The 20,070-nt window shown below is 56.6% G+C and carries 17 protein-coding genes; 8 read left to right on the forward strand and 9 right to left on the reverse strand.

Features of this window, described 5'->3' with window-relative positions; translation table 11 throughout:
- Window positions 1-11: 11 nt before the first annotated feature.
- Window positions 12-3,131 carry a PAS domain-containing protein gene (locus tag G536_RS0101680; RefSeq protein WP_084708447.1) on the reverse strand — a complete coding sequence of 1,040 codons (3,120 nt, stop codon included), beginning with the start codon at window positions 3,129-3,131 and terminating at the stop codon, window positions 12-14.
- Window positions 3,132-3,311: 180 nt separating this feature from the next.
- Window positions 3,312-3,992 carry a peptide-methionine (S)-S-oxide reductase MsrA gene (gene msrA, locus G536_RS0101685; RefSeq protein WP_022821843.1) on the reverse strand — a complete coding sequence of 227 codons (681 nt, stop codon included), beginning with the start codon at window positions 3,990-3,992 and terminating at the stop codon, window positions 3,312-3,314.
- 267 nt (window positions 3,993-4,259) lie between these two features.
- On the opposite strand from msrA, the gene G536_RS31955 reads away from it, so the two are divergent.
- The 6 genes from G536_RS31955 (at window position 4,260) to G536_RS0101715 (ending at window position 10,690) form a co-directional block, all read left to right on the forward strand.
- Window positions 4,260-4,514, forward strand: coding sequence for a hypothetical protein (locus G536_RS31955; RefSeq protein ID WP_157530300.1), 255 nt, complete (start codon window positions 4,260-4,262; stop codon window positions 4,512-4,514).
- A gap of 140 nt (window positions 4,515-4,654) precedes the next feature.
- Window positions 4,655-5,110: a DUF2141 domain-containing protein gene (locus tag G536_RS0101695; RefSeq protein WP_022821845.1), complete on the forward strand. Its 456-nt coding sequence runs from the start codon at window positions 4,655-4,657 to the stop codon at window positions 5,108-5,110.
- 96 nt (window positions 5,111-5,206) lie between these two features.
- On the forward strand, window positions 5,207-8,104 hold the full coding sequence (locus G536_RS0101700; RefSeq protein WP_022821846.1) for a TolB family protein: 2,898 nt from the start codon (window positions 5,207-5,209) through the stop codon (window positions 8,102-8,104).
- Window positions 8,105-8,446: 342 nt separating this feature from the next.
- Complete coding sequence (locus G536_RS0101705) at window positions 8,447-8,962, forward strand: Riean_0653 family protein (protein ID WP_157530302.1); 516 nt, start codon at window positions 8,447-8,449, stop codon at window positions 8,960-8,962.
- 218 nt (window positions 8,963-9,180) lie between these two features.
- A complete protein-coding gene (locus G536_RS0101710; protein ID WP_022821848.1) occupies window positions 9,181-9,885 on the forward strand; it encodes a dioxygenase family protein in 705 nt (234 codons plus the stop codon).
- 100 nt (window positions 9,886-9,985) lie between these two features.
- Window positions 9,986-10,690: a pirin family protein gene (locus tag G536_RS0101715; RefSeq protein WP_022821849.1), complete on the forward strand. Its 705-nt coding sequence runs from the start codon at window positions 9,986-9,988 to the stop codon at window positions 10,688-10,690.
- Window positions 10,691-10,761: 71 nt separating this feature from the next.
- Here the strand turns inward: G536_RS0101715 and G536_RS0101720 are convergent, their stop codons facing one another.
- The 3 genes from G536_RS0101720 to G536_RS0101730 form a co-directional block, all read right to left on the reverse strand.
- Entirely contained in the window at window positions 10,762-11,520 is a 759-nt protein-coding gene (locus tag G536_RS0101720) for a LytR/AlgR family response regulator transcription factor (RefSeq protein WP_022821850.1), read from the reverse strand.
- Entirely contained in the window at window positions 11,517-12,647 is a 1,131-nt protein-coding gene (locus tag G536_RS0101725; RefSeq protein ID WP_026879751.1) for a sensor histidine kinase, read from the reverse strand. The genes G536_RS0101720 and G536_RS0101725 overlap by 4 nt, the downstream gene beginning before the upstream one ends.
- 148 nt (window positions 12,648-12,795) lie before the next feature.
- Complete coding sequence (locus G536_RS0101730) at window positions 12,796-13,281, reverse strand: YdeI/OmpD-associated family protein (protein WP_022821852.1); 486 nt, start codon at window positions 13,279-13,281, stop codon at window positions 12,796-12,798.
- Between the two features lie 169 nt (window positions 13,282-13,450).
- Here G536_RS0101730 and G536_RS0101735 point away from each other — a divergent pair, with 169 nt between their 5' ends.
- Window positions 13,451-14,185: a LytR/AlgR family response regulator transcription factor gene (locus tag G536_RS0101735; protein ID WP_022821853.1), complete on the forward strand. Its 735-nt coding sequence runs from the start codon at window positions 13,451-13,453 to the stop codon at window positions 14,183-14,185.
- A 93-nt stretch (window positions 14,186-14,278) separates the two neighbouring features.
- Here the strand turns inward: G536_RS0101735 and G536_RS0101740 are convergent, their stop codons facing one another.
- On the reverse strand, window positions 14,279-16,735 hold the full coding sequence (locus G536_RS0101740) for a hybrid sensor histidine kinase/response regulator (protein ID WP_084708448.1): 2,457 nt from the start codon (window positions 16,733-16,735) through the stop codon (window positions 14,279-14,281).
- Window positions 16,736-17,087: 352 nt separating this feature from the next.
- On the opposite strand from G536_RS0101740, the gene G536_RS0101745 reads away from it, so the two are divergent.
- Window positions 17,088-18,071: an AAA family ATPase gene (locus G536_RS0101745; RefSeq protein WP_022821855.1), complete on the forward strand. Its 984-nt coding sequence runs from the start codon at window positions 17,088-17,090 to the stop codon at window positions 18,069-18,071.
- A 29-nt stretch (window positions 18,072-18,100) separates the two neighbouring features.
- Here the strand turns inward: G536_RS0101745 and G536_RS31960 are convergent, their stop codons facing one another.
- From G536_RS31960 to G536_RS0101750, 3 genes are all read right to left on the reverse strand, one after another.
- Window positions 18,101-18,397 carry a hypothetical protein gene (locus G536_RS31960; RefSeq protein WP_157530304.1) on the reverse strand — a complete coding sequence of 99 codons (297 nt, stop codon included), beginning with the start codon at window positions 18,395-18,397 and terminating at the stop codon, window positions 18,101-18,103.
- Window positions 18,398-18,619: 222 nt separating this feature from the next.
- A complete protein-coding gene (locus G536_RS31965; RefSeq protein WP_157530306.1) occupies window positions 18,620-19,384 on the reverse strand; it encodes a hypothetical protein in 765 nt (254 codons plus the stop codon).
- Window positions 19,381-19,941: an RNA polymerase sigma factor gene (locus tag G536_RS0101750; RefSeq protein WP_022821856.1), complete on the reverse strand. Its 561-nt coding sequence runs from the start codon at window positions 19,939-19,941 to the stop codon at window positions 19,381-19,383. Before G536_RS0101750 ends, G536_RS31965 begins: the two co-directional genes overlap by 4 nt.
- Window positions 19,942-20,070: the final 129 nt, after the last annotated feature.

The following is a 20,070-nucleotide window of genomic DNA, read 5'->3' on the forward strand; positions in this document are numbered from 1 at the left end:
CCGGCGCCCGCCTACCCGGCTGTGGCCTCTGCTACCGGCAAATACACCCGGAACGTGCTGCCTTCGCCCACCGTGCTATCCACTTCCACGCGGCCGCCGTGGCCCTTGGCAATTCGATTAACAATGTACAGGCCCATGCCCGAGCCTTCTACATGGTCGTGGAAGCGGCGGAACAACTGAAACAGCTGAGTGCCAAACCGCGCCAAATCAATGCCGATGCCATTGTCTTGTACTGTCAATACTAAGTTGTTGGCTTGCATGCTGCTGCTGACCTGAATGCAGGGTGGCCGGCCGGGAGCAGCGTATTTGAGGGCGTTGCTAAGTAAGTTGTAGAGGATGCTTTGCAGGCTGGGCCGCACAAACGTAACCACCGGAGCAGCCTCGAAACTAGTGCTGACGGTGGCCCCAGTGGCCGTGAGCTGCTCCTGAATACTGAGCAGCACTTCCGCTGTTAAGGCATCCAAGGCTACTTGCTCAGTGGGTACGTAGTGGCGCTGCTTCTGCACCTGCACCAACTCCGAGAGGTCGTTGATGGTGGCGTAAATTTGTTGCAAAGCACGCTCGAACATGGCCACCAGTTGCACCGCTTCCGGGTCGCGAAACTGAGTGGTGCGCCGGAGTTCCTCGAAGATGCCGGCCATATTGTTGATGGGCTGGCGCAAATCGTGGGAGGTGGTGTACACGAAGTTGTCGAGGCTTTCGTTGCTGCGCAGTAATTCAGCGTTCTGGTCTTGCAGCAGTTCCCGTAGTTCGCGCTCCTCATGCACATCGGTTATGGTACTGTACCAGCGAATTACGCGGCCGGTGGCGTCGGTTTCGGGTACGCCGCGGCTTAGCTGCCAGCGGTACTGCCCATCGTGGCGGCGCAACCGAAACTCGTAGCCCCAACTGCGGCCCTGGGTTAGCGCCGCCCGAAATTCTTCATGCAGCTCAGATGCATCATGAGGGTGCAGCACGCCCTGCCAGATGGCGTTGCCACTCACGGTAGCGGGGTCTTGTCCGGTGTAAGCGTACCACTGTGGGCTCACGTAGAGCGGCTGGCCAGCTTCGTCGTTGATAAAGGTCATCACCGGCAACGACTCGGTCATGAGGCGCAGCTGCTCGTCTCGGCGCCTAATTTGGGCTTGCAGCGCTTCGGATTTCCGGCGGTTGCGCACCTGCTCGGTCACATCGAGCACGAGCACCAGCACGGCCTTCACCTGCTGCTGCTCGTTGCGCAGGGGTTGGTAGGTGAACGTAACGTGGCGCTGCCGCAGGGTCGTTGTGCCGGGCTGGCGGAAACCAAGCAAAACTTCCGTACCCGACCAAGTTTCGCCGGACTGATACACTTTATCGAGCAGCGCCACAAAGCCTTGGTCCTCCAGCTCAGGCAGCAAATCGGCAATGCGCTGGCCCAGTTCAATATGCGCGCCTACTAGTTCGGCGTAGCGCTGGTTGAAAAACGTAAGGCGGTGCTCGGGGCCGGTAAGCGTGGCAATGGCAGCGGGGGCCTCACTCAGGATTTCCAGCAGCTGCCGGTCTTTTTCCTCTAGCCGGTGCTGGGCCTGCCGCTTGTCGTTGATATCAGTATTGGTGCCTACCCAACGCAGAATCCGGCCATCGGGCCGCCGGATGGCTTCGGCGCGAGCCAGAAACCAGCGGTACTGCCCCCGCTGGTTGCGCCAGCGGTGCTCGGCCTCGAAGCGCGTGCCCTGAGTTAGGGCAGCGTGCCAGCGCGCCTGGGTGGTGGGCAAGTCGTCGGGGTGGATGAACTTCTCCCAGCCCCAGTCCTGCAACTGCTCGAAGGTGCCGCCTGTGAAATCGTACCAGCGCTGGTTGTAGTAAGTCACACCACCGTCGGGCTTCGACACCCAAGCCATGGCGGGCAGCCCTTCCAGCGCCTGCCGGAACTCTTGGTCTTGCTGCCGGATTTCTTCCAGCAGACCGGCGGCTTGCTGCTTGGCCTGCACCTGCTCAGTCACATCAATACCGAACACCAAAATGCCCTGCGTGTGGCCTTTGTCATCAAGTAAAGGCTGAAACACCCCGTTGAAAAACCACTGCTGCCGTTCCATTGCAGGGTCGGGTGACTGGAATGGTATTTCATGCAGCACAAACGGCTCCCCGGTGCGGTACACGTCATCAACGAGGGCAATAAAGCCCTGCTCCACCAATTCGGGCGCGGCCTGTGCAGCAGGTAGCCCAATGCGGGCCTGCCCCCGAAACAGCTGCTGCCCCCGTTCGTTTACGTAGCTATACACGTGGTTGGGGCCAGTGAGCGTGGCAATGTAGGCGGGTACCTGGCTCAGAATCTGTTGTAACTGCTGGTCTTTTTCTTCGAATAGCTGGCGGGTACGCTTCTGGTCATCAATGTCGGTGCTGGTGCCAAACCAGCGCACAATGTGGCCGTTAGCATCGCGCTGGGGCAGGGCCTGGCTCAGAAACCACCGAAACGAACCATCCTGCGCTCGAAAGCGGTGCTCAATTTCGTACGGTTCGCCGGTGCTGAGAGAGTGGCGCCAGTGGGTGCGTACTTGCTGCTGGTCGTCGGGGTGGGTCATGGAGCGCCACAAACCCGGAATGTCCGCAGCAGCCAACGACTGGCCGGTGTAGGCCATCCAGCGGGCACTGAAATACTGGTAGCGGCCGGCGGCATTAGTTACCCACACCAGCTGCGGAATCAAATCGGCCAGAAATAGAAACTGCTCTTGTTCCGGCGTTGGACGGGGCGCTTCCGCTACGGTAGCTAACTGGGTTTCCTGGAGCTGGCAAAGCAAATAACGCACTGGCGACCCAGCTTCGGGGCTGGCTGGTACCGGTGTGAGCGTGAGGCGTACTCCTCGTAATGCTGGCGTTGGGGTTGGCGCGGCGAGCTGGGGCAGATGGGCTTCCAGCTGGTGGGGTTGCCCAGTGGCTAGGGCCGCTGCAACGGCGGCGTTCCAGGCAATAGGGCCGCCCTCAAACTCCAGCAGTTCAGTAGCTGGCTGGCCCGTTATTGATTCAGTGCGACCGATAAGCGCTTGTGCTGCCGTATTAGCTGCAACTACCAGTTGGGTGTGCGGAGCTAAGGCCAGACTAGGAGTGGGTAATGCATCAAAAAGCAGCTGAAAATCAGGCGAATCGGTCATGATGCGGTGCGCTCGGGGTAACATGTGCCCCCGGCATTTACCCCCAAGGTAAGCGGCTGACCGCAACTTCACTAACTGATTTACTTAGCTGTGAAAGTCACTGCTGGCTAGTGTCGAGGTTCGAAAAAGCACAACGCCCACCAAGAGCCGATTCCTAGCAAGAATCAACTTCTGGTGGGCGCTGGATGGTGAGTTGCTGAACTGTTACAGCGGGTTTTTAAGCAGTTGCGGATACGCTTTCCGGAACTTCATAATCTTGGGAGTGGATACCGACTGCACGTAGGGGTTTTCGGGGTGGATGCGGTAGTAGCCCTGATGGTAGTTTTCGGCGGGCCAGAACTTGCTGAACGGCAGCACCTGCGTTACAATAGGGTTAGCGTAGTGTTTAGACGCATTAACCTGCTTGATGGTGGCTTCTATCTGCTGCTTTTCTGCGGGAGTGCGGTAAAACGCAATGGAGCGGTACTGCGTGCCAGCATCAGGGCCTTGGCGGTTGAGGGTAGTAGGGTCATGGCCAGCCAGGAAAAACACGTCGAGCAACTGTTGAAAGCTAACCTGCTTGGCATCGTAATACACTTCGATGCTTTCGGCGTGGCTGGTTTGGCCGCTGCCTACCTGCTCGTAGGTAGGGTTGGCCTCCTTGCCACCGGAGTAGCCCGACACCACGTATTTCACACCTTTCACCTCTTCAAATATTTCTTCGGTGCACCAGAAGCAGCCGCCCGCAAACGTGGCTACTGCCAGGCCCTGTGCTTGGGTGGCCGTGGGCATACCGCCTGCGGTGGAGCGTGAAAGAGTTTGGGCATCGGCGGGGCGCTGTTGGCCGCACGCCACGGTGAGCAGCAGCAAGCCAAACAAATAAGACTTCAATTTCAAAAACGACATTGGAATGGTAAAGAAGCAAGTGAAAAACGATGAGGAATGTACGAAACTGTTCAGGTATCGGACGTGCTACGCAACAATCTGCCAGGATACTCTTGTTCCTTGCCCGAGGAGGTATTGAAGATGTATTATGGCAGTTGCTTGGGCGAGGTTCAAGCCAATTAGTATCGGATTATTCGGCGGACATCAGGCGGTGCAGCATTGGAATATTACCGTAAACTCTTTCTTACAGTAATCGTAATTATTATATAATTCTACTTATTATTGGTTATGTCAAAATTTAGGCCGCTTCCACTCTCGCCGGGCGCTTCTCTCGCCAATCCTTTAGTCCGCGAACAACTAGCCGCCTGGATGAAGGATTTTCATCGGGAGCAAGTGGCTGAGGCGGGCAGCACTGAAATGCTACGGGTGTACTGCCAGGCTTTGCACAACTGGATCCTCAACCCAACCACCGACGCCCACCACATCGAAATACTGATTGACGAAATTTGCCATACCGCTCAGCTAGACGACCTGGAAAACTAGCTTTTACTGCGAAAAAGAGCCCTGAGCTGCGTGCAGCATTCCGGCGATAAAGCTATATTGGCTTTTTATTGTGCTGGCACTTTTACCGGCGCGGCGCAGTTAAGCCCTTACTCCTTTCGACCTAGCACGGCATTCTGCTCATGAACATACTACAGCGCACTTTTCTGATGGCCGCTGGTAGCGCCCTACTAGCCACCCCGGCCCTGGCCGCCGGCGACAATCCTACGGGTACTTCTTCGGTCACGGTGGTAGTATCGGCACTGGCCTCCACCAGTTCCGTAGTGAAGCTGTATTTCTACAATGTGCGCGACAAGTTTTTGCAGCACGGCGGCTATGCGTTTATGCGGGTGATTCAGCCGGGCGGGCAGCAGCAGATTACGCTACCCATCACGCTACCCAACGGCGAGTGGGCCGTGGCTATTACCCAGGATATCAACAACAACGACAAGCTGGACAAGAACTTTGTGGGCATCCCGACCGAGCCTTACGCCTTTTCCAACAACGTGCGCCCCACCCTGGCCGCCCCCGATTTCAACGAGTGCAAGTTTGTAGTGAACGGGCCGGGCAAGGTGGTTAACATCGTGCTGAAGAAGTAACCGACCTGCCAAAGCTAGCAGCCCGCCCCGCACCCCGTGGGGCGGGCTTTATTTTGGGCGGGGTTTTCAGTTTCTTGCGGGCTGTCTGTTCTTTCTATGCGCAAGTTTCTGCTGGCTGCTTCGGCGGCCCTGATGTTGGGAGCGGCGGGCCACGCCCAAACCCTCCCGGTCCTCGACCAAAACCCGCCTTCGTTGCGCTGGCAGCAGGTGCGCACGCCCCACTTTCGGGTGCTGTATCCGGCGGGGTTTGAGGCGGCGGCTCAGCGCACTGCCCAACAGTTAGAGCAGGTGCACGAGCCAGGCGCGGCCACGCTGGGGGTGCGCCCCCGCCCCATTGCGGTGGTACTCCAGACTCGCACCAGCGTCAGCAACGGCTTCGTAACGTTTCTGCCCCGGCATGCCGAGTTTTTTGCCACTCCCGAGCAAGGTATGGGCCTGGGTACCGTGGATTGGCTGAACCAGCTGGTGGTGCACGAGTACCGCCACGTTGGGCAGTTCGAGAAGGGGCGCTACGGCATTGGGCGGGTGCTGGGGCCGCTGCTGGGGGATGGGGCACTGGGCGTGGCGGCCGTAGGCATACCGCAGTGGTTTTTTGAGGGCGACGCCGTGGGTACCGAAACAGCTCTTACCCGCAGTGGCCGGGGCCGGATTCCGTCGTTCGGGGTAGGCATGCGCGCCAACCGGCTGGCCAACCTGCGCTTCAACTACCAGAAAGCCAACAACGGCTCCCTGCGCGACTATGTGCCCAACTGGTACGTGCTGGGCTATTACTTGACCTCCTACGCCAAAACGCACTACGGCCCCGGCATCTGGGACCGGGTGCTAACGGGCTACAACCGGTTTCCGTTCTACCCGTTTTCGTTTTCCAACCACCTGCGCCGCTCCACTGGTTTGCGCGTCGAGCAGCTCTATGCCCGCACGATGGCCGACCTAGATTCGACGTGGCAGGCGCAGCAGCGGGAACTGCAACCTACCGCTGCACGCGAGCTAACCGGGCAGTACCAAGGCCGGGTGTTCACCGAGTACCAGTACCCCCAATATCTCACCGACAGCACCGTAGTGGCCCTCAAGTCCGGCCTCGGCGACATTGCGCAGTTCGTGGTGCTGTCTACCACCACCGGTCGGGAGCAGAAGCTGTATGTGCCCGGCCCGCTGAACCTGCCGGAAATGCTGGCCGTGAGCGGTAGCAAGCTACTGTGGCCCGAGTACCGGTTTGATGCGCGCTGGGGGCAGCGGGTATATAGTGAGCTGAAAGTGCTGAATACCAGTACCGGTGAAGTCAAGCGCCTGGGGCAGCGCCACCGCTACCCCGCCGCTAGCCTCTCGCCGGATGGCAGCCGGGTGGTGGCTTTTGAAACCGATTCCAGCTACCATCATGCCTTGTCGGTACTCGATGCTGGTACTGGTGCCGTACTTACCACCCTGCCCAACCCCCAGAACAACTTCTACGCCCAACCCCGCTGGACGCCCGACGGGCAGCAACTAGTGGCGGTGGCGTTGAAGCCGGGCGGCAAAACCATCGAGTTGCTGAACCCCGCAACCGGCGCGGCCCGCGCCCTGCTGCCCGTCGCCAACGTCAACCTCTCCAACCCGCAGCCCTGGCGCGACTATGTGCTCTATAACTCGCCGCAGTCGGGTATTGATAACGTATACGCCGTGCATGTAACCACCGGGGCTACTTACCAGGTAACCTCCCGGCCGTTGGGCGCCTATCACGCCGCGCCGTCGCCGGATGGTAAGCGGCTGGTGTTCCACGACTACCGGGCCACCGGGGCACGCATAGTGGAAATGCCGCTGAATCCGGCCATCTGGCAGCCCGTGCCGCCGGCTACCAGCGCGGCTTCGGGGCCGTATGCCGAGGCGCTGGCCGCGCAGGAGCCCGGCGCGGCCCGCATGGTGCCGCTGCTGGCCGCCGCTACCACTCCTGCTGATACCACGCGCCGCTACCCTACGCAGCCGTATTCGGTGCTGCGCAACGCCTTCAATGTGTTCAGTTGGGGCGTGGTGCAAAGCCCGGCCGGCAACGCAGTGAGTATGGGCGTCAGGTCGCAGGATGTGCTGAGTACTACGCAAGCCATTGCCGGGGCCAGCTACGACCAGACGGAACGTACGGCGGCGGCGTTTGGCGGCTTCAGCTACCAGGGACAGTATCCGGTTTTCGATGCCGACATCACCTACGGCGGCCGTAACGCGGCCCGCTACATCGACCGGCTTCGGAACCAGGCGCTGGATAGTTTGCGGCGTGACCAGTGGCGCTATGCCCGCCTCACGGCGGGTGTGCGGCTGCCGCTCACCCTCACCCGCTCGAAATACCTGGAAGCCCTCACGCTGAGCAGCTACTACCTGCACGAGCGGGTGTACGACTACGATTTGCCGACGCGCTTCCGCTCCGAGCCCGGTCCTGATTTGCCGGTGCACGCCCTGCAAACCACGCTTAGCTACGTGCGCCAGCTACGCCTGAGTGCCCGCGACGTGGCGCCGCGCTGGGGCGGCTCTTTGCTGCTGACTTCCCGCCTTACGCCCTTCGGTACCAACCTGCAAGCCCGGCAATGGGCGGGACAGGGCAGCGTATTTCTGCCGGGCATTGGCAAGCATCACGCCCTCCGGCTGCGGGCCGGCTACCAGTGGCAGCAGCAGCGGCAGTACCAGTTTGCGGCGGCCGTGTCGTTTCCAAGGGGCGAAGGCTACGTGAGCTTCGACAGGCTGCGCGCCGCTTCCCTGGATTACTACCTGCCGCTGGCCTACACGCACTGGAGTGTGGGGCGCTGGCTATACGTGCAGCGTCTGCGAGCCAATGGGTTTCTGGATGTAGCCCAGGGCCGCAGCGTGGGTGTGTCCGGTGCGCGCAATTACCGCAACGTCGGCCTCGATACGTCGGTGCTGTTCAACGTGCTGCGCCTACGCACGCCCCTGGAAGCCGGCGTGCGGGTGGTACTCGATACTTATACTCAGCAACTGATAGTGGAGCCGTTGGCGTTCAGTATTCGGCTGTAGTCTGCTCCGTTGGCAGATCGTGTTAGAAAGTCCCTTAACAAGCAAGGTAAATACTGTCGTCATCGTAGTATATCATGATAATTGCTGATTATGAAGTAATTATAAAGTCAGGTTGTGGGCTATTCTGTAGCGTCAGTTACTTGGCTGGTAGTGGAAGTTTCTTTACCCTTGCGTGATTACCTCTGCTTCTGTAATCGTCCGCATGCATTTGGGCACCACCGCCTAAGACGCCCCAGCTTTTTTACTTTTGCGGCTGTATTTTGTGTGCCCACTACTGCCGTTTTGGTAGCCAGTAGCGCCATGTATTCAGGGGTTTTGTTGTACTTCTCTTCCTGCGCGATTATGAACCAATTCCTCACCGGTCTATTACTGTTCGCGCTGCTTGTGGCTACCGTTTCCTGCAAGAAAGACGAGATAGACGTGCTACCCAAAGCCACAGCCAAAGGAAAAAACACCTTTGGCTGCCTCATAGATGGTAAAGCTTTTCTGCCAAAGAAGTCTGACGGAAGTATTTTTCAGTTGACGCGAGATGAACCATTATTTACTTGGTATGTAAAACGCACATTCGATGTCTTAGCTACTGGAGGTGGGCAACGTGTCTTTATCCGGCTACCGAATACTATTCGAGCGGGCACGTACACTTTAGCTGATGCCCGGCCTGATGCTGCATACGGCAGTTGCCTAGTAGGTTCATTAGAATATTATACAACCAGCAGCTTAGCTAGTCAAGTTATTATCAGCCGTTTCGATACGGCAGCTAAAATTGCAGCCGGTACCTTCGAGTTTACAGCCCGTAACTATCAAAGTGGTAAAACGGTCACCATCACTGAGGGCCGTTTTGATGTTCGCTTAAACTAGAATGCAAACACAAGTAAGTAAGGTCATGAGCCTACTGGTGTTTGCTCATGGCCCTGGGTGAAATTTGCGTTACATCCCATGTCTAGCATAGATTAGGTTGCCCATAAAAGCTAGTTGTCGGGGGAAAGCATGTATTGGTCGATTGAGTAAGATGAATGCTGGTATAGGGAGCAAAATTCAGGTATTGAATCAGCAACCCTATTAGCCCATCTGTTCTCATGGAAAGAAAGCACTTCCTCAAAAGCCTGTTGGTAGGCGCTATGTCGGCCCCGGCGGTGCTGGCCGCCTGCGGCAAAGACGACGAAGCTGTAACCCCCGATACCGACGCCTCGGGCTCGGGTAGCTGCGCCGTGGCCCCCACTGAAACGGAAGGCCCGTTCCCCACCAAAGCACCGGCCAGCTACGTGCGCAGCAACATCGTGGACGGTAAAACCGGTCACCCGATGACGGTGAAAATCACCATCAAAAACGCCAGCAACAGCTGCGCCGTGCTATCGGGGGCGCTAGTGGACATCTGGCATTGTGATGCCGAGGGCAACTACTCCGAGTACGGCGGCACCGGCATGCAGACTACCAACTACCAGAGCGTGCACTTTCTGCGCGGCCGCCAGATTACCGACGCCAACGGGCTCGTGACGTTCACCAGCATCTTCCCCGGCTGGTACTCAGGCCGCGCCACCCACATTCACGTGCATATCTACAGCGCCAGCGGTACCTCGCTCAAAGTCACCCAGATTGCCTTCCCCGAAGGTGCTGGCTCGGCCGTGGCCGCCGTGAATGGCTATGGTAAAGGCCTGAGCGGCTACACCTCCAACGCCTCCGACAACGTGTTCAGCGACGGGGTAAGCCTAGAACTGGCCTCCGTTACGGGCAGCACTGCTGCCGGGTTTGAGCTGGCTATTACGCTGAATGTGGCTGTGTAAATTGCTGGTAGTGAATGAGTAGAAAGGCATGGGTGGTACATCGTTGCTTGGTCCTGCTACTCTCTACTCAATACTTGCTGCCCCTACTGACTCCTATCCTATGATCAAGCAAACACCGGGGAAAATATTTTTGGCCGACCAGCGGGGGCTCACCGAAACCAGTCGGTTCCGGCGCTACAGTACGTTCAATTTTGGAAGCTATGCACACGAACACAAAGCAGCTTTCGGGCGGTTGCAGGCTGTGAACGAAGAAACGCTGGGCGGCGGCCAGCACCTTGCGTTTCGTGCCGACCAGGCTACGCACCTGCTGCTGATTCCGGTAACCGGTGAGCTGCTGGTAAGCGTGCCCGCTCAGCAGGATGTAGTAGTGGAAGTGGAAAACATGCACCTGCTGACCGTGCCGGCCGGCACGACTATCAGCCTGCGCAACCCGTACGCCACCGAGTTGGTGACGTTCTTGCACCTCTGGGTGCAGCCCGATGCGCCGGTAACCATTATCGGCAGCCAGCAATATGCCTTCAGCCTAGCCAGCGCCGGCGGACAGCTCACGGCCGCAACGGCTCCGCTGTCGGCGGCGCCTCTGCCTTTTTCTGTGTATCTGGGCCGGTTTGCCGGGCGCCAGGAAATCATGTACGACCTGTCGCCAGAGGCCTCGTTTTTCGCCTATGTGCTGGCCGGTGCCTTTGAAGCAGAAGGCCGACTGCTACACGAAAAAGACAGCCTGGCCCTCTGGGAAACCGAAACAGTGGAGCTAGAAGCCCTCAGCAACAACGCCCTGCTGCTGGTGCTGGAACTGAAGGCGTAAACAGAAATTGAAAGAACGATGCAGAGACGCCATATTTGGTGTCTCTGCATCGTAAAAAGACAAGCAAATACTTATTTCCAGCGGCTGACAAACTGGTCGAAGGCTTCGCGGTAACTGTCGCTGACGGGGATGGTTTCGGTACCGATGTGCACTGTGCCCCGCCCAATGGCCACAATGTGCCCCAGCCCCACAATGTAGGAACGGTGAATGCGCATAAACTGGCGGGCTGGTAGCTTTTCTTCCAGAGCCTTTAGGCTGGTGAGTGAGAGTAGCGGCTTGGGCTCGTTGCGGCGATACACTTTCACGTAGTCTTTGAGCCCTTCCACGTACAGAATGTCGTTGAAAGGCACGCGCACGAGTTGATATTCCACTTTTAGGTAGAGGTAATCCTCGGCTGGCTCAGCAGGAACCGTAGGCGCGGGCGGTGTGGCGGGTGCCGTGGGTTGCTGGGTTAGTTCGGCGTAAGATTTGGCCTTGTTGGCGACGCGCAGAAAATCATCATAGGAAAACGGCTTCAACAGATAATCAAGAGCATCTACCTTATAGCCATCTAGTGCATACTGGTTGAAGGCTGTGGTGAATACCACGCGCGGGCCGCCACCCGGCCCTTTGTCCAGCAGTTTTGCCAACTCCAGCCCGTTGAGGTCAGGCATTTGAATATCCAGAAAGATCAGGTCGATGGGCTCGGTTAGCTGCTGCAACCCGCGCAAGGCCGCCACTGCGCTGCCATAGCTGGCTACTAGCCGCAAAAACGGAGTCTGCTCGATGAAGCGCCCTACCAGTTTCAGGGCCAATGGTTCGTCATCGACGGTAATGCAATTGAGCGTCATGCTTGCAGAGTTAAAGTGAGGTGCACGTAGTATTCGTGAGTCGGCGCGTTTTCGGTTACGGTAAGCGTGTGGCGTTCGGGGTAAAGCAGTTCTAGGCGCCGCCGGGTGTTCGTCAGCCCGATGCCGTGGTTTTCATCCAAAGCCAGAGGCCGCTCCGCAAACAAGGAATTACGCACGACTACGTCCAGCGTATGCGGGGTAGGCTGCTGCACCGTGATATGAATGTAGCTTGGTGCCAGCGCGCTAACCCCGTGCTTGAAGGCGTTTTCTACGAAGGTGAGTAGCAGCATTGGGGCAATGGGAGCATCGTGAAGGGAAGTAGGCGTATCGTACACCACCTGCACGTTGTCGGTGAGGCGCAGCTGCATTAGGTCGATGTAATCACGCAGGAATTGTAGCTCCTGGCTAAGCGGAGCAGTGCCAGCCTGGGTGTCGTAGAGCACGTAGCGCATCATGCGCGAAAGGCGCAAAATGGCTTCCCGGGCTTGGTCACCGTCGAGCAGTGTGAGGGAATAGATGTTGTTGAGCGTGTTAAAGAAAAAATGCGGGTTGATTTGCGCTTTCAGCCATGCTAGCTCCGTTGTCAGCTTTTCCTGTTCCAAGGCCTGCCTGATTTGCGCGTCGCGCTGCCCGCGTTGCACGGCCGCTACGCTGGTGCTCAAACCCAGGACCAGCAGGATAGAGAACATTACGGCGGGGTTCACCCACAGATTGTGCTGCTGGCGCATCATACGTCGGGGAGGCTGCGTGGCCGAACGGGGGCGCTTGTTGAACGGCGCCGCTGCCGCGCCTTGGAATTGGGGCCGAAAAAACGGTGGACCTACGCCGTAATGCTTCTCCAATGCACGCTGTGCCTGCCGATGCGGCACCGCTACAGCCAGCACCAGCACCAGTAGAAACAGCGCATAGCTTACCCAGCGCCGCCCATACAACAAGTGCGGTACGGCCCACTGTGCATTCAAATAGAACACCCCCAGCGAAGCCGCAAACAAGCTGCCTTGCAACAAGTAGAACGGCACATCGGGCAGTTGGCTATCGGGCTGTACCGCCACCAAAAAACCCACCAGCAGCCAGATAACGACGTGCAGTAAAATAGGCTGGGCTTGGCGGGAAGTAAAAAGTGGCATAGCGCGCAGAAACAAGGGTTGCTTCAAAGGTAGTGGCGCAGCAACCCGGCGACCCCGCGCAATCGGCCAAACCGACAGAAGATTATACCACCGCCGATATTACGCCGTTCGGTGGGCCTGGTTCAGGTGCCTTCCTTTTTTTCAGCCACTACGATTTGCGGAAAGGGTGATGCCCTAAGGCTAGCCGCTCAGCTAGCTCCACCGCCCGGCGGGCCCGGGTTTCCGGCTGCTTCGCCGACGCTACGTGCCGCGCCATAGCCCGGCGGTGGCTGGCTGAGCGGTGCTGAAAAGCTACTTCGGCCTCGGGCCAAGCTGCCAGGGCTTCCGCTAGTTCTTCGGGCAGGTCCACTACGTCTGGCTGCGGGTCGGGCGTGAGGATAACCGTTACGAGTTGCCCTAGTTGCGCGCCAGCGTTACGGCACAAGTCTTTGTTGAGCATCAGATAGCGCCCGCCACCGGGCAGTGGTAGCAGACCTAACCGTACCGGAAAGCCATTTATTGCGCCTATCATTCGCTTGGCAGCCTTTCCACCCAAGGCCGCTACTATCAGTGGCGGGACTACCACAATTTGGGTAGGCATAAAGCTAGGGCCGCCCGGTTCCAGCAGCGCCTGAAAGGTTTGAGAATCAGACATACCAAGAGGATAAGGGTAAGCCGGAATTTAAAAGTGCCACCGAAATCAACCTTGTAAAACTAAGCTGGTTACTCTTGCCGTATGGTATAACAGAGTACTCCAGCAAACAACGCTTATATTTCGCTGAATAAGCTACATATTTCGGCCTTTTCTCACATCCTGCTATTCTATGTCCAATCCCGGCGCACTCACATGCTTGGTCATCGACGATGACACGATGAACCGGCTCACGCTGGAGCATTATATCGGTCTAACGGAGTCATTGCAATTGGTGGCCTCTCTGAGCGATGGTGCCCAAGGGCTCAACTTCTTCCGGGCTGGCAACAAAGTGGATCTGCTGTTTCTGGATGTTGAAATGCCCAACCTCAGTGGTCTGGAATTGCTGCGCGTCCTTCCCGACCCGCCCGAAGTAATTCTGGCTACTTCTTACGAGCATTTCGCCGTTGATGCCTTTGCTCTGCGCGTAACGGATTATTTGGTGAAGCCCTTCGATTACGCTCGGTTCAGCCAAGCTGTACAGCGCGTACTGGAGCGTCGCCCCACGTCTACTATCCAGCCCGCCGCTCCCACTGCGCCCACTGCGCCGCCTTCGTCCGACGTGTTTGTGAAGGTAAACAACCGCATGGTTCGCCTCAACTTCGACGAGGTATTGTACATCGAGGCCCTCTCGGATTACGTTACCATCGTCACCACCAAGCAGAAGCACATTGTGTACACCACGCTCAAGTCGTTTGCGGCTCGCCTGTCCTTCGACCATTTCGTGCGGGTGCACCGCTCCTACATTCTGAACATGAAGCAGGTGGAATCCATTGAAGACAATACCGCTCGTTTGCCTGGTGGCCACCAAATTCCCATTGGAGTTTCGTACCAAGAGGCCTTTTTCAAAAACCTGAACCGTTTTTAAGTCGGTATTGATTTTCTTACTTGTTATTGAGAGTTGGTCGTCAGTTAACCTTAAAAAGAAGTAGCGCGAAACTCAGTTTCGCGCTACTTCTTTTTAACCTACTGTCTGTTGAAGAGACGTGCATACGCGTTTCAGCAGGTTGCCTAGGTTTTGAGCAGCTACCTGGCGTGCTTCGGGGGCGGTAGCAGGATCTTCCAGCACCAGCAAATACTCGAAGGCGGTGGTAATCTGGAACAGCTTCAGAGTGGATTTCAACTTGTGAGCCAGTGTGGTCAGGGCCAACCAATCTTTGGTAGCAGCGGCAGTTTGCAGGTCGTTGGCAGCTACCGGTACCTCGGCCAGAAACACCTCTATCATGCGGCGCATAAACTCTTGGTTGCCGTGCGCATTGCGCTCCAGCTGGCTCAGATCGAAAAGTGGGGCGACTAGTTCGGTTGGCCCCGACGTAGGGGTTGCCGCGGCAGTTGCCGGTACAGCCGTAGGCAGGTGGTTGGTGACGGGAAAGAGTTGAGCTACCAATTTCTGATACAGGTCGGTTTCTTCGAAAGGTTTGGTCAGGCAGTCGTTCATACCTGCTTGTAAGTACCGCTCTCGGTCGGCGCGGAAAGCATTGGCCGTGAGAGCAATAATGGGTATGCTGGCCCGGGCGGGGTCGGTGCTTTGCCGGATGGCCTCGGTTACTTCCAGCCCACTCATGCCCGGCATCTGAATGTCCATCAGCACAGCATCGTAGGTACGAGCCTGGAACAAAGCCAGTGCGTTGGGGCCATTTACGGCGCTGTCCACGGCAATGCCCCAGTTTTTGAGGATGAGCGTGGTAAGCTGCCGATTCACAGCGCTGTCCTCGGCCAGTAGCACCCGGGCTCCTTGCAGGCGTTGGTAATCAGGTAGGGGAGGGGTGGGAGCTATCTGCTGGTCGGTGGCTTTAGGTAGCGTAAGCGTAAAAGTAAACCATGAGCCCTGCTTTGGGATGCTGGAAAGTTCCAGTTTACCGCCTAGTTGCTCCACTAAGCTCCGGCTGATGGCCAGACCCAGCCCAGTCCCACCGAAGCGGCGCGTCGTATCGGTATAGGCTTGGGTGAAGTTCTCAAAAATCTGCTGCTGCTTTTCCACCGGAATGCCGATGCCCGTGTCGCGCACCCAGAAACAGATGGTAACGGCCTCGGGCGTGTCAGAGAGTACGTCGGCACCTAGCGTAACGCTGCCGTGCTCCGTGAACTTGATGGCGTTGCTAAGTAAATTCAGCAGTACTTGGTTGAGCCGGTACGGGTCACTCACCACTACGGGCTCAGGCAATACCAGCGGCTGAATATCAAACGTCAAGCCTTTCTCGGCGGCCCGATAGGCTAAAGTTTGGGCGGCCGTTCGCACGGATTTGCCGAGGTCGAAAGCAATCTGTTCTAGTTCAAGCTTGCCAGCCGAAATCTTCGCCATATCTAACACATCATTAAGCACTGCCAGCAAATTACGGCCAGATGCCAATATAGTGTCAAGGTATTGTCGCTGCTGGGCATCAAGCGGGGTCTTGGCCAGCAGGCCCGCCATGCCCAATACGCCGTTCATGGGCGTCCTGATTTCATGGCTCATGTTGGCCAGAAAATTTTCCTTGGCCAAGGCATTAGCCTCTGCTTCCTGTTTGGCGCGGTGCAATTCGCGTTCTGCCTGTACTCGTTCGGTGATATCTTGCCCGTAGGCTACCACGTAGGGCTCTTGGCCGGGCTCATCCACCCGGAAATTGTTGAACAGCACGTAATGACGGTCGTTTTGTTGGTTCACTATCTTCATTACCCCTTGGCTGTGCTTACTGGTGCTGATTTCGGCGAGGTACTGTTGCACTTCGCTTTGTAGAGCGTGCGGCACGGCCTGGGTGAGGTGGGCTCCCACAATAGCCGAAGCCGGCAGCCCCATCAGCTCCTCCACCGCTGGGTTCACCGTCAGCATCCGCCCCTGTAAGTCGTGGGTGCCAATCAGGGCCTGAGTATGCGCCAGCAAATCACGGTAGCGCTTTTCGCTTTGTTCCAGCGTATCGCGCGCGGTCTTGACCTCCGTGATGTCGGTGGCAATAGTAAGTACATGCGTGGTGCCATTAGGCTGCGGCAACGGTAGCTTATTCAACTTAAACCACAGCACCTGTCCATCGGCCAGCGCATAAGCGCTTTCTTGCGCCACGGCTTGCTGCTGGTTAAGCACTGCGTGATAAGCAACTTCCCAGTCGGGTAATTCCAGGGGTGCAGTTAAGTCGAGGTGTAGCGGCGTGACAGCGTGGTGGCTGCGTTCGGCCAACTCATCGAAGGCGCGGTTACGGAAAATCAGCTGGCCCTGCGCATCGCGCACGTACATAACGTGGGGGCTGGTATCCATCACTTGTCGAATGAGGGCCTGCCGGGCGTCATCATCGTTGGTATAGCCTGTGCAGTTACGCGCTTGAAGCTGTTGTTCGCGCTGGCGGGATGCTGCCAACTCCCGCCGTAGCTCAGCTACCTGCAACTCGGCAGCGGACTGTCCTGGTTGATGGGTGAAAAGCGGGAGAGAAAAAGCAGCTGATTTCATACGGTATAATGGTCCCGGCGCGGTATATGGCCTCACTAAGGTACGGGTAGGCCTCTTGCTAGCTAACTGCCCTAGCTGAACTGCGCGGTCCAGCCGCCAAGTACCCCAACTCACTCGGCCAGTACCACCCGTTGATAGATGATAAATTTCAACATTCTGTATTAAGTGCAATAAGTGAAATATGGGTTGCGCTAAACACTACTCGGATCGAATTAGCCTTTCGAACCTAAAATACTTGATAAGGCAACAGAAGAGGGAACGAGTTACGTTGTACTCAATGCCAGCCCAATGATGCTGGCAAAGCCGCCTGATTCTTTACCTTAGTGCCACTTCCTTTCTTTGCCAGCCGCGTATGCTTCCGCTTACTCCCGATTCCACTCCCGATTATCAGCTGAAAATCAAGCAAATTTTCGCCGAAGTAGGCAAGGTAGTGGTAGGCCAGCAGTACATGATAGGCCGGCTGCTGATTGGCTTGTTTACGGGTGGCCACGTGCTGCTAGAAGGCGTGCCGGGGCTAGCCAAAACCCTTACAATCAGTACGCTTTCCAAGGTGCTACATCTTGATTTTCAGCGCGTGCAGTTCACTCCTGATCTGCTACCGTCTGATTTGGTGGGCACCATGATTTACAATCAGAACCAGTCGGTATTCGAGGTGAAGAAAGGCCCCATCTTCGCCAACCTGGTGCTGGCCGATGAAATCAACCGTTCCCCGGCCAAAGTGCAAAGCGCTTTGCTGGAAGCCATGCAGGAAAAACAGGTAACTATTGGCGAAACTACATATCCGTTGGACTTGCCGTTTCTGGTGCTGGCCACCCAAAACCCCGTGGAGCAGGAGGGTACCTACCCGCTGCCCGAAGCGCAGGTAGACCGGTTTATGATGAAAGTATTTGTGGATTACCTCAAGAAAACCGACGAGCTGGAAGTGATGCGCCGTATGGCCAACATGAGTTACGTGGGCGAAGTAAATCCCATCCTGACCAAAGAAGATATCTTTGGCATCCGGCAGCAAATCAACCAAGTACAGATTTCAGAAACGCTAGAAAAGTATATCATCGAGCTGGTATTTGCTACTCGTAAACCCGCCGACTACGACTTAGCCGAGTTTCAGCAGTATGTGCAGTTTGGGGTGAGCCCACGGGCCAGTATTGCCCTGCACCGGGCCGCCAAAGCTGTGGCTTATTTCGATGAACGGGACTACGTGCTACCTGAAGATATAAAGGACGTAGCTGCTGATGTGCTCAACCACCGCATTCTGCTCACTTATGAGGCCGAGGCAGACGGAATCCGGACCCAGGATTTGATAGAGGCTATTCTAGGTAAAGTGCCTATTAGCTAAGAGGTTATACTGGTAAAATGTGTTTTAAGCTACTTAGCTGTAGGAGCTAGAACTAATAGGTGGAAGGCTGTTGGCTGAAACAGTGGCACAGGGCCGTCGGATTTGCTAGGGGCAGCAGGTGGGGTGATATGGTGCAGCAGCATCGTGCTGGCTGGTAGCTGCCGAAGCCGCGTGCTAGCAGGATTATGTGCTGTCAGCCTGCCCACAATGAGCAGCGAAAATAGAAAGGCAGTGAGTAGCCACAACTCGATGGAACGGGCACGGCCTGATGAAACGGGTTGAACTGGTAAAGGGAGTTGGGTAGTAGCGTGTAGCGAGACAGACATAGCGTTAGTATCAAGGCCTTCAGCACAAGGTGTTAGCAGGTAAAACGTGACTTAACCATCAGGTTCAAGCGCGCTCTTGCCCAGACAGAAGTAAGAGTAAAAAGGCTGCTATGTGTTGATTGAAAAGTGAATAATTAATAGTTGGGTAACACGGAGTGATAGTGTAAGTAATTAGTATCTAATGTTTTAATTTAATATAAAAACTGCGCTTTTCTCTTATTGCTACGAGGCAGGCTGGCCAGACCGATGCTTATTAAATAAGTGCTGCCAGTGCTTGGTAATGGAGGTGCGAATGCGCCGCAGGCGGCCACCGCGCTCCTCAAGTCGGTGTTTTGGCGTTCGGTATTCGGGGCGCCACTCGCGCAAGCTTTGCTTTGGGGCAGCACTAGTATAGAGTGGTGATGTTGTGCCAGCTGTATCCTGTAGCGGCGTAGCAATAGCAGTTGATGAAGTGACACTGGTGGCACTCTTTTCAGCAACTGTAGTGCTTGCTGCCGATTCGAGAGGCGTAGTAGGCATCACGGCAGCCGCTAGTACCATCGAATCAGTTAGCGGAGACAAGGGAGTTGCCTGCGCATTTGGGCTAGTAGCCGATGCTGGTACGGGCCGCACACGTTTGGCAACGGGTCTGTTTGCCTTTACTTGAACACGGATAGCATTGCTGCGCAGCGGAGTCTGTTCGGAAGTGTATGCTAATGGAACAGGGGCGGGCAGGGGTTTGGATTGAACAGCCGTTTCAGTAGTTATGGTTGGTTGCGGCTCTTGAGTTAGCTTAGTGGGGTGTGGCAACAGCCAGCCAACAGCTATGCCCACCAGCCCTACTGCTGGTAAAAGCAGGGCAAGAGGTACGGTTCGGGGCGGGCCAGGCATGGCCGACAGCTGACTCTCAATACCACCCCAGATATGGCCGGAAGGTGGTAGGTCATAGTCGCTGAATGTGTCGCGCAACGACTGGTCTAGCCGGTCGTCTTCGGGTTCCTGCATCATAATCGGATGTAGTTGTTCTGTTGTAGATAAAGGTGTTGCAATTGCTTTCGGGCTTTACTGAGTTGAGCTTTGGAAGTGCTTTCCTGTATATTCAATAGTTCACTTATCTCGCGATGAGAGTAGCCATCTACGGCATACAGCATAAGTATAAGGCGGCAGCCATCCGGCAGTTTTTCCATCAGAGCCAGTACTTCTGCCACGTTCAACCGGTCGAAAGCCGAGGAATCAGTAGCCGGCGGGTCGGGTATATCGTCGAGCGTAGCGCCTTGCGTTTGCCGACGGAGCCGGCCGCTTTGCCAATGGTTGATGGCCGTTGTTACAACTATGCGCCGAATCCAGCCTTCGAGGGTGCCCTCGGCCCGAAACTCGGTTAGGTGAGTGAAAACTTTCACGAAGGCATCCTGCAGAATGTCTTCGGCTTCGGGAAGGGTACGGGCGTACCGCCGTGCCACTCCCAGCATCCGGCCGGCATACCGGGCGTACAAGGCCCGTTGAGCAGCTGGTTCGCGGCGGGCGCAACGGGCAAGCAGAGCGTCGAGTTCAGAAGAGGCCGGCATGCTGGATAGTTTCACGCCCCGAAGCGGGTTGCATTAGGCAGACAAGTGGTAGCGCCAAAAGGCTGCTGTGGGGTGCAAATTTTTATTTGAGAGGTGCCAGGACTATGAGGTAGCTGATTATAAGGGGCG

The sequence above is a fragment of the Hymenobacter norwichensis DSM 15439 genome (assembly GCF_000420705.1).
Lineage (GTDB): Bacteria > Bacteroidota > Bacteroidia > Cytophagales > Hymenobacteraceae > Hymenobacter > Hymenobacter norwichensis.

What these genes read in the sequence shown, in the direction of transcription:
- G536_RS0101720 (WP_022821850.1), bottom strand. Translation starts at nt 11,520, where the DNA reads ATGACGCTCAATTGCATTACCGTCGATGACGAACCATTGGCCCTGAAA.
- G536_RS0101700 (WP_022821846.1), top strand. Translation starts at nt 5,207, where the DNA reads ATGCGCAAGTTTCTGCTGGCTGCTTCGGCGGCCCTGATGTTGGGAGCG.
- G536_RS0101745 (WP_022821855.1), top strand. Translation starts at nt 17,088, where the DNA reads ATGCTTCCGCTTACTCCCGATTCCACTCCCGATTATCAGCTGAAAATC.
- G536_RS31965 (WP_157530306.1), bottom strand. Translation starts at nt 19,384, where the DNA reads ATGATGCAGGAACCCGAAGACGACCGGCTAGACCAGTCGTTGCGCGAC.
- G536_RS0101705 (WP_157530302.1), top strand. Translation starts at nt 8,447, where the DNA reads ATGAACCAATTCCTCACCGGTCTATTACTGTTCGCGCTGCTTGTGGCT.
- msrA (WP_022821843.1), bottom strand. Translation starts at nt 3,992, where the DNA reads ATGTCGTTTTTGAAATTGAAGTCTTATTTGTTTGGCTTGCTGCTGCTC.
- G536_RS0101715 (WP_022821849.1), top strand. Translation starts at nt 9,986, where the DNA reads ATGATCAAGCAAACACCGGGGAAAATATTTTTGGCCGACCAGCGGGGG.
- G536_RS0101750 (WP_022821856.1), bottom strand. Translation starts at nt 19,941, where the DNA reads ATGCCGGCCTCTTCTGAACTCGACGCTCTGCTTGCCCGTTGCGCCCGC.
- G536_RS0101735 (WP_022821853.1), top strand. Translation starts at nt 13,451, where the DNA reads ATGTCCAATCCCGGCGCACTCACATGCTTGGTCATCGACGATGACACG.
- G536_RS0101725 (WP_026879751.1), bottom strand. Translation starts at nt 12,647, where the DNA reads ATGCCACTTTTTACTTCCCGCCAAGCCCAGCCTATTTTACTGCACGTC.
- G536_RS0101680 (WP_084708447.1), bottom strand. Translation starts at nt 3,131, where the DNA reads ATGTTACCCCGAGCGCACCGCATCATGACCGATTCGCCTGATTTTCAG.
- G536_RS0101710 (WP_022821848.1), top strand. Translation starts at nt 9,181, where the DNA reads ATGGAAAGAAAGCACTTCCTCAAAAGCCTGTTGGTAGGCGCTATGTCG.
- G536_RS31960 (WP_157530304.1), bottom strand. Translation starts at nt 18,397, where the DNA reads ATGTCTGTCTCGCTACACGCTACTACCCAACTCCCTTTACCAGTTCAA.
- G536_RS0101695 (WP_022821845.1), top strand. Translation starts at nt 4,655, where the DNA reads ATGAACATACTACAGCGCACTTTTCTGATGGCCGCTGGTAGCGCCCTA.
- G536_RS0101730 (WP_022821852.1), bottom strand. Translation starts at nt 13,281, where the DNA reads ATGTCTGATTCTCAAACCTTTCAGGCGCTGCTGGAACCGGGCGGCCCT.
- G536_RS0101740 (WP_084708448.1), bottom strand. Translation starts at nt 16,735, where the DNA reads ATGAAATCAGCTGCTTTTTCTCTCCCGCTTTTCACCCATCAACCAGGA.
- G536_RS31955 (WP_157530300.1), top strand. Translation starts at nt 4,260, where the DNA reads ATGTCAAAATTTAGGCCGCTTCCACTCTCGCCGGGCGCTTCTCTCGCC.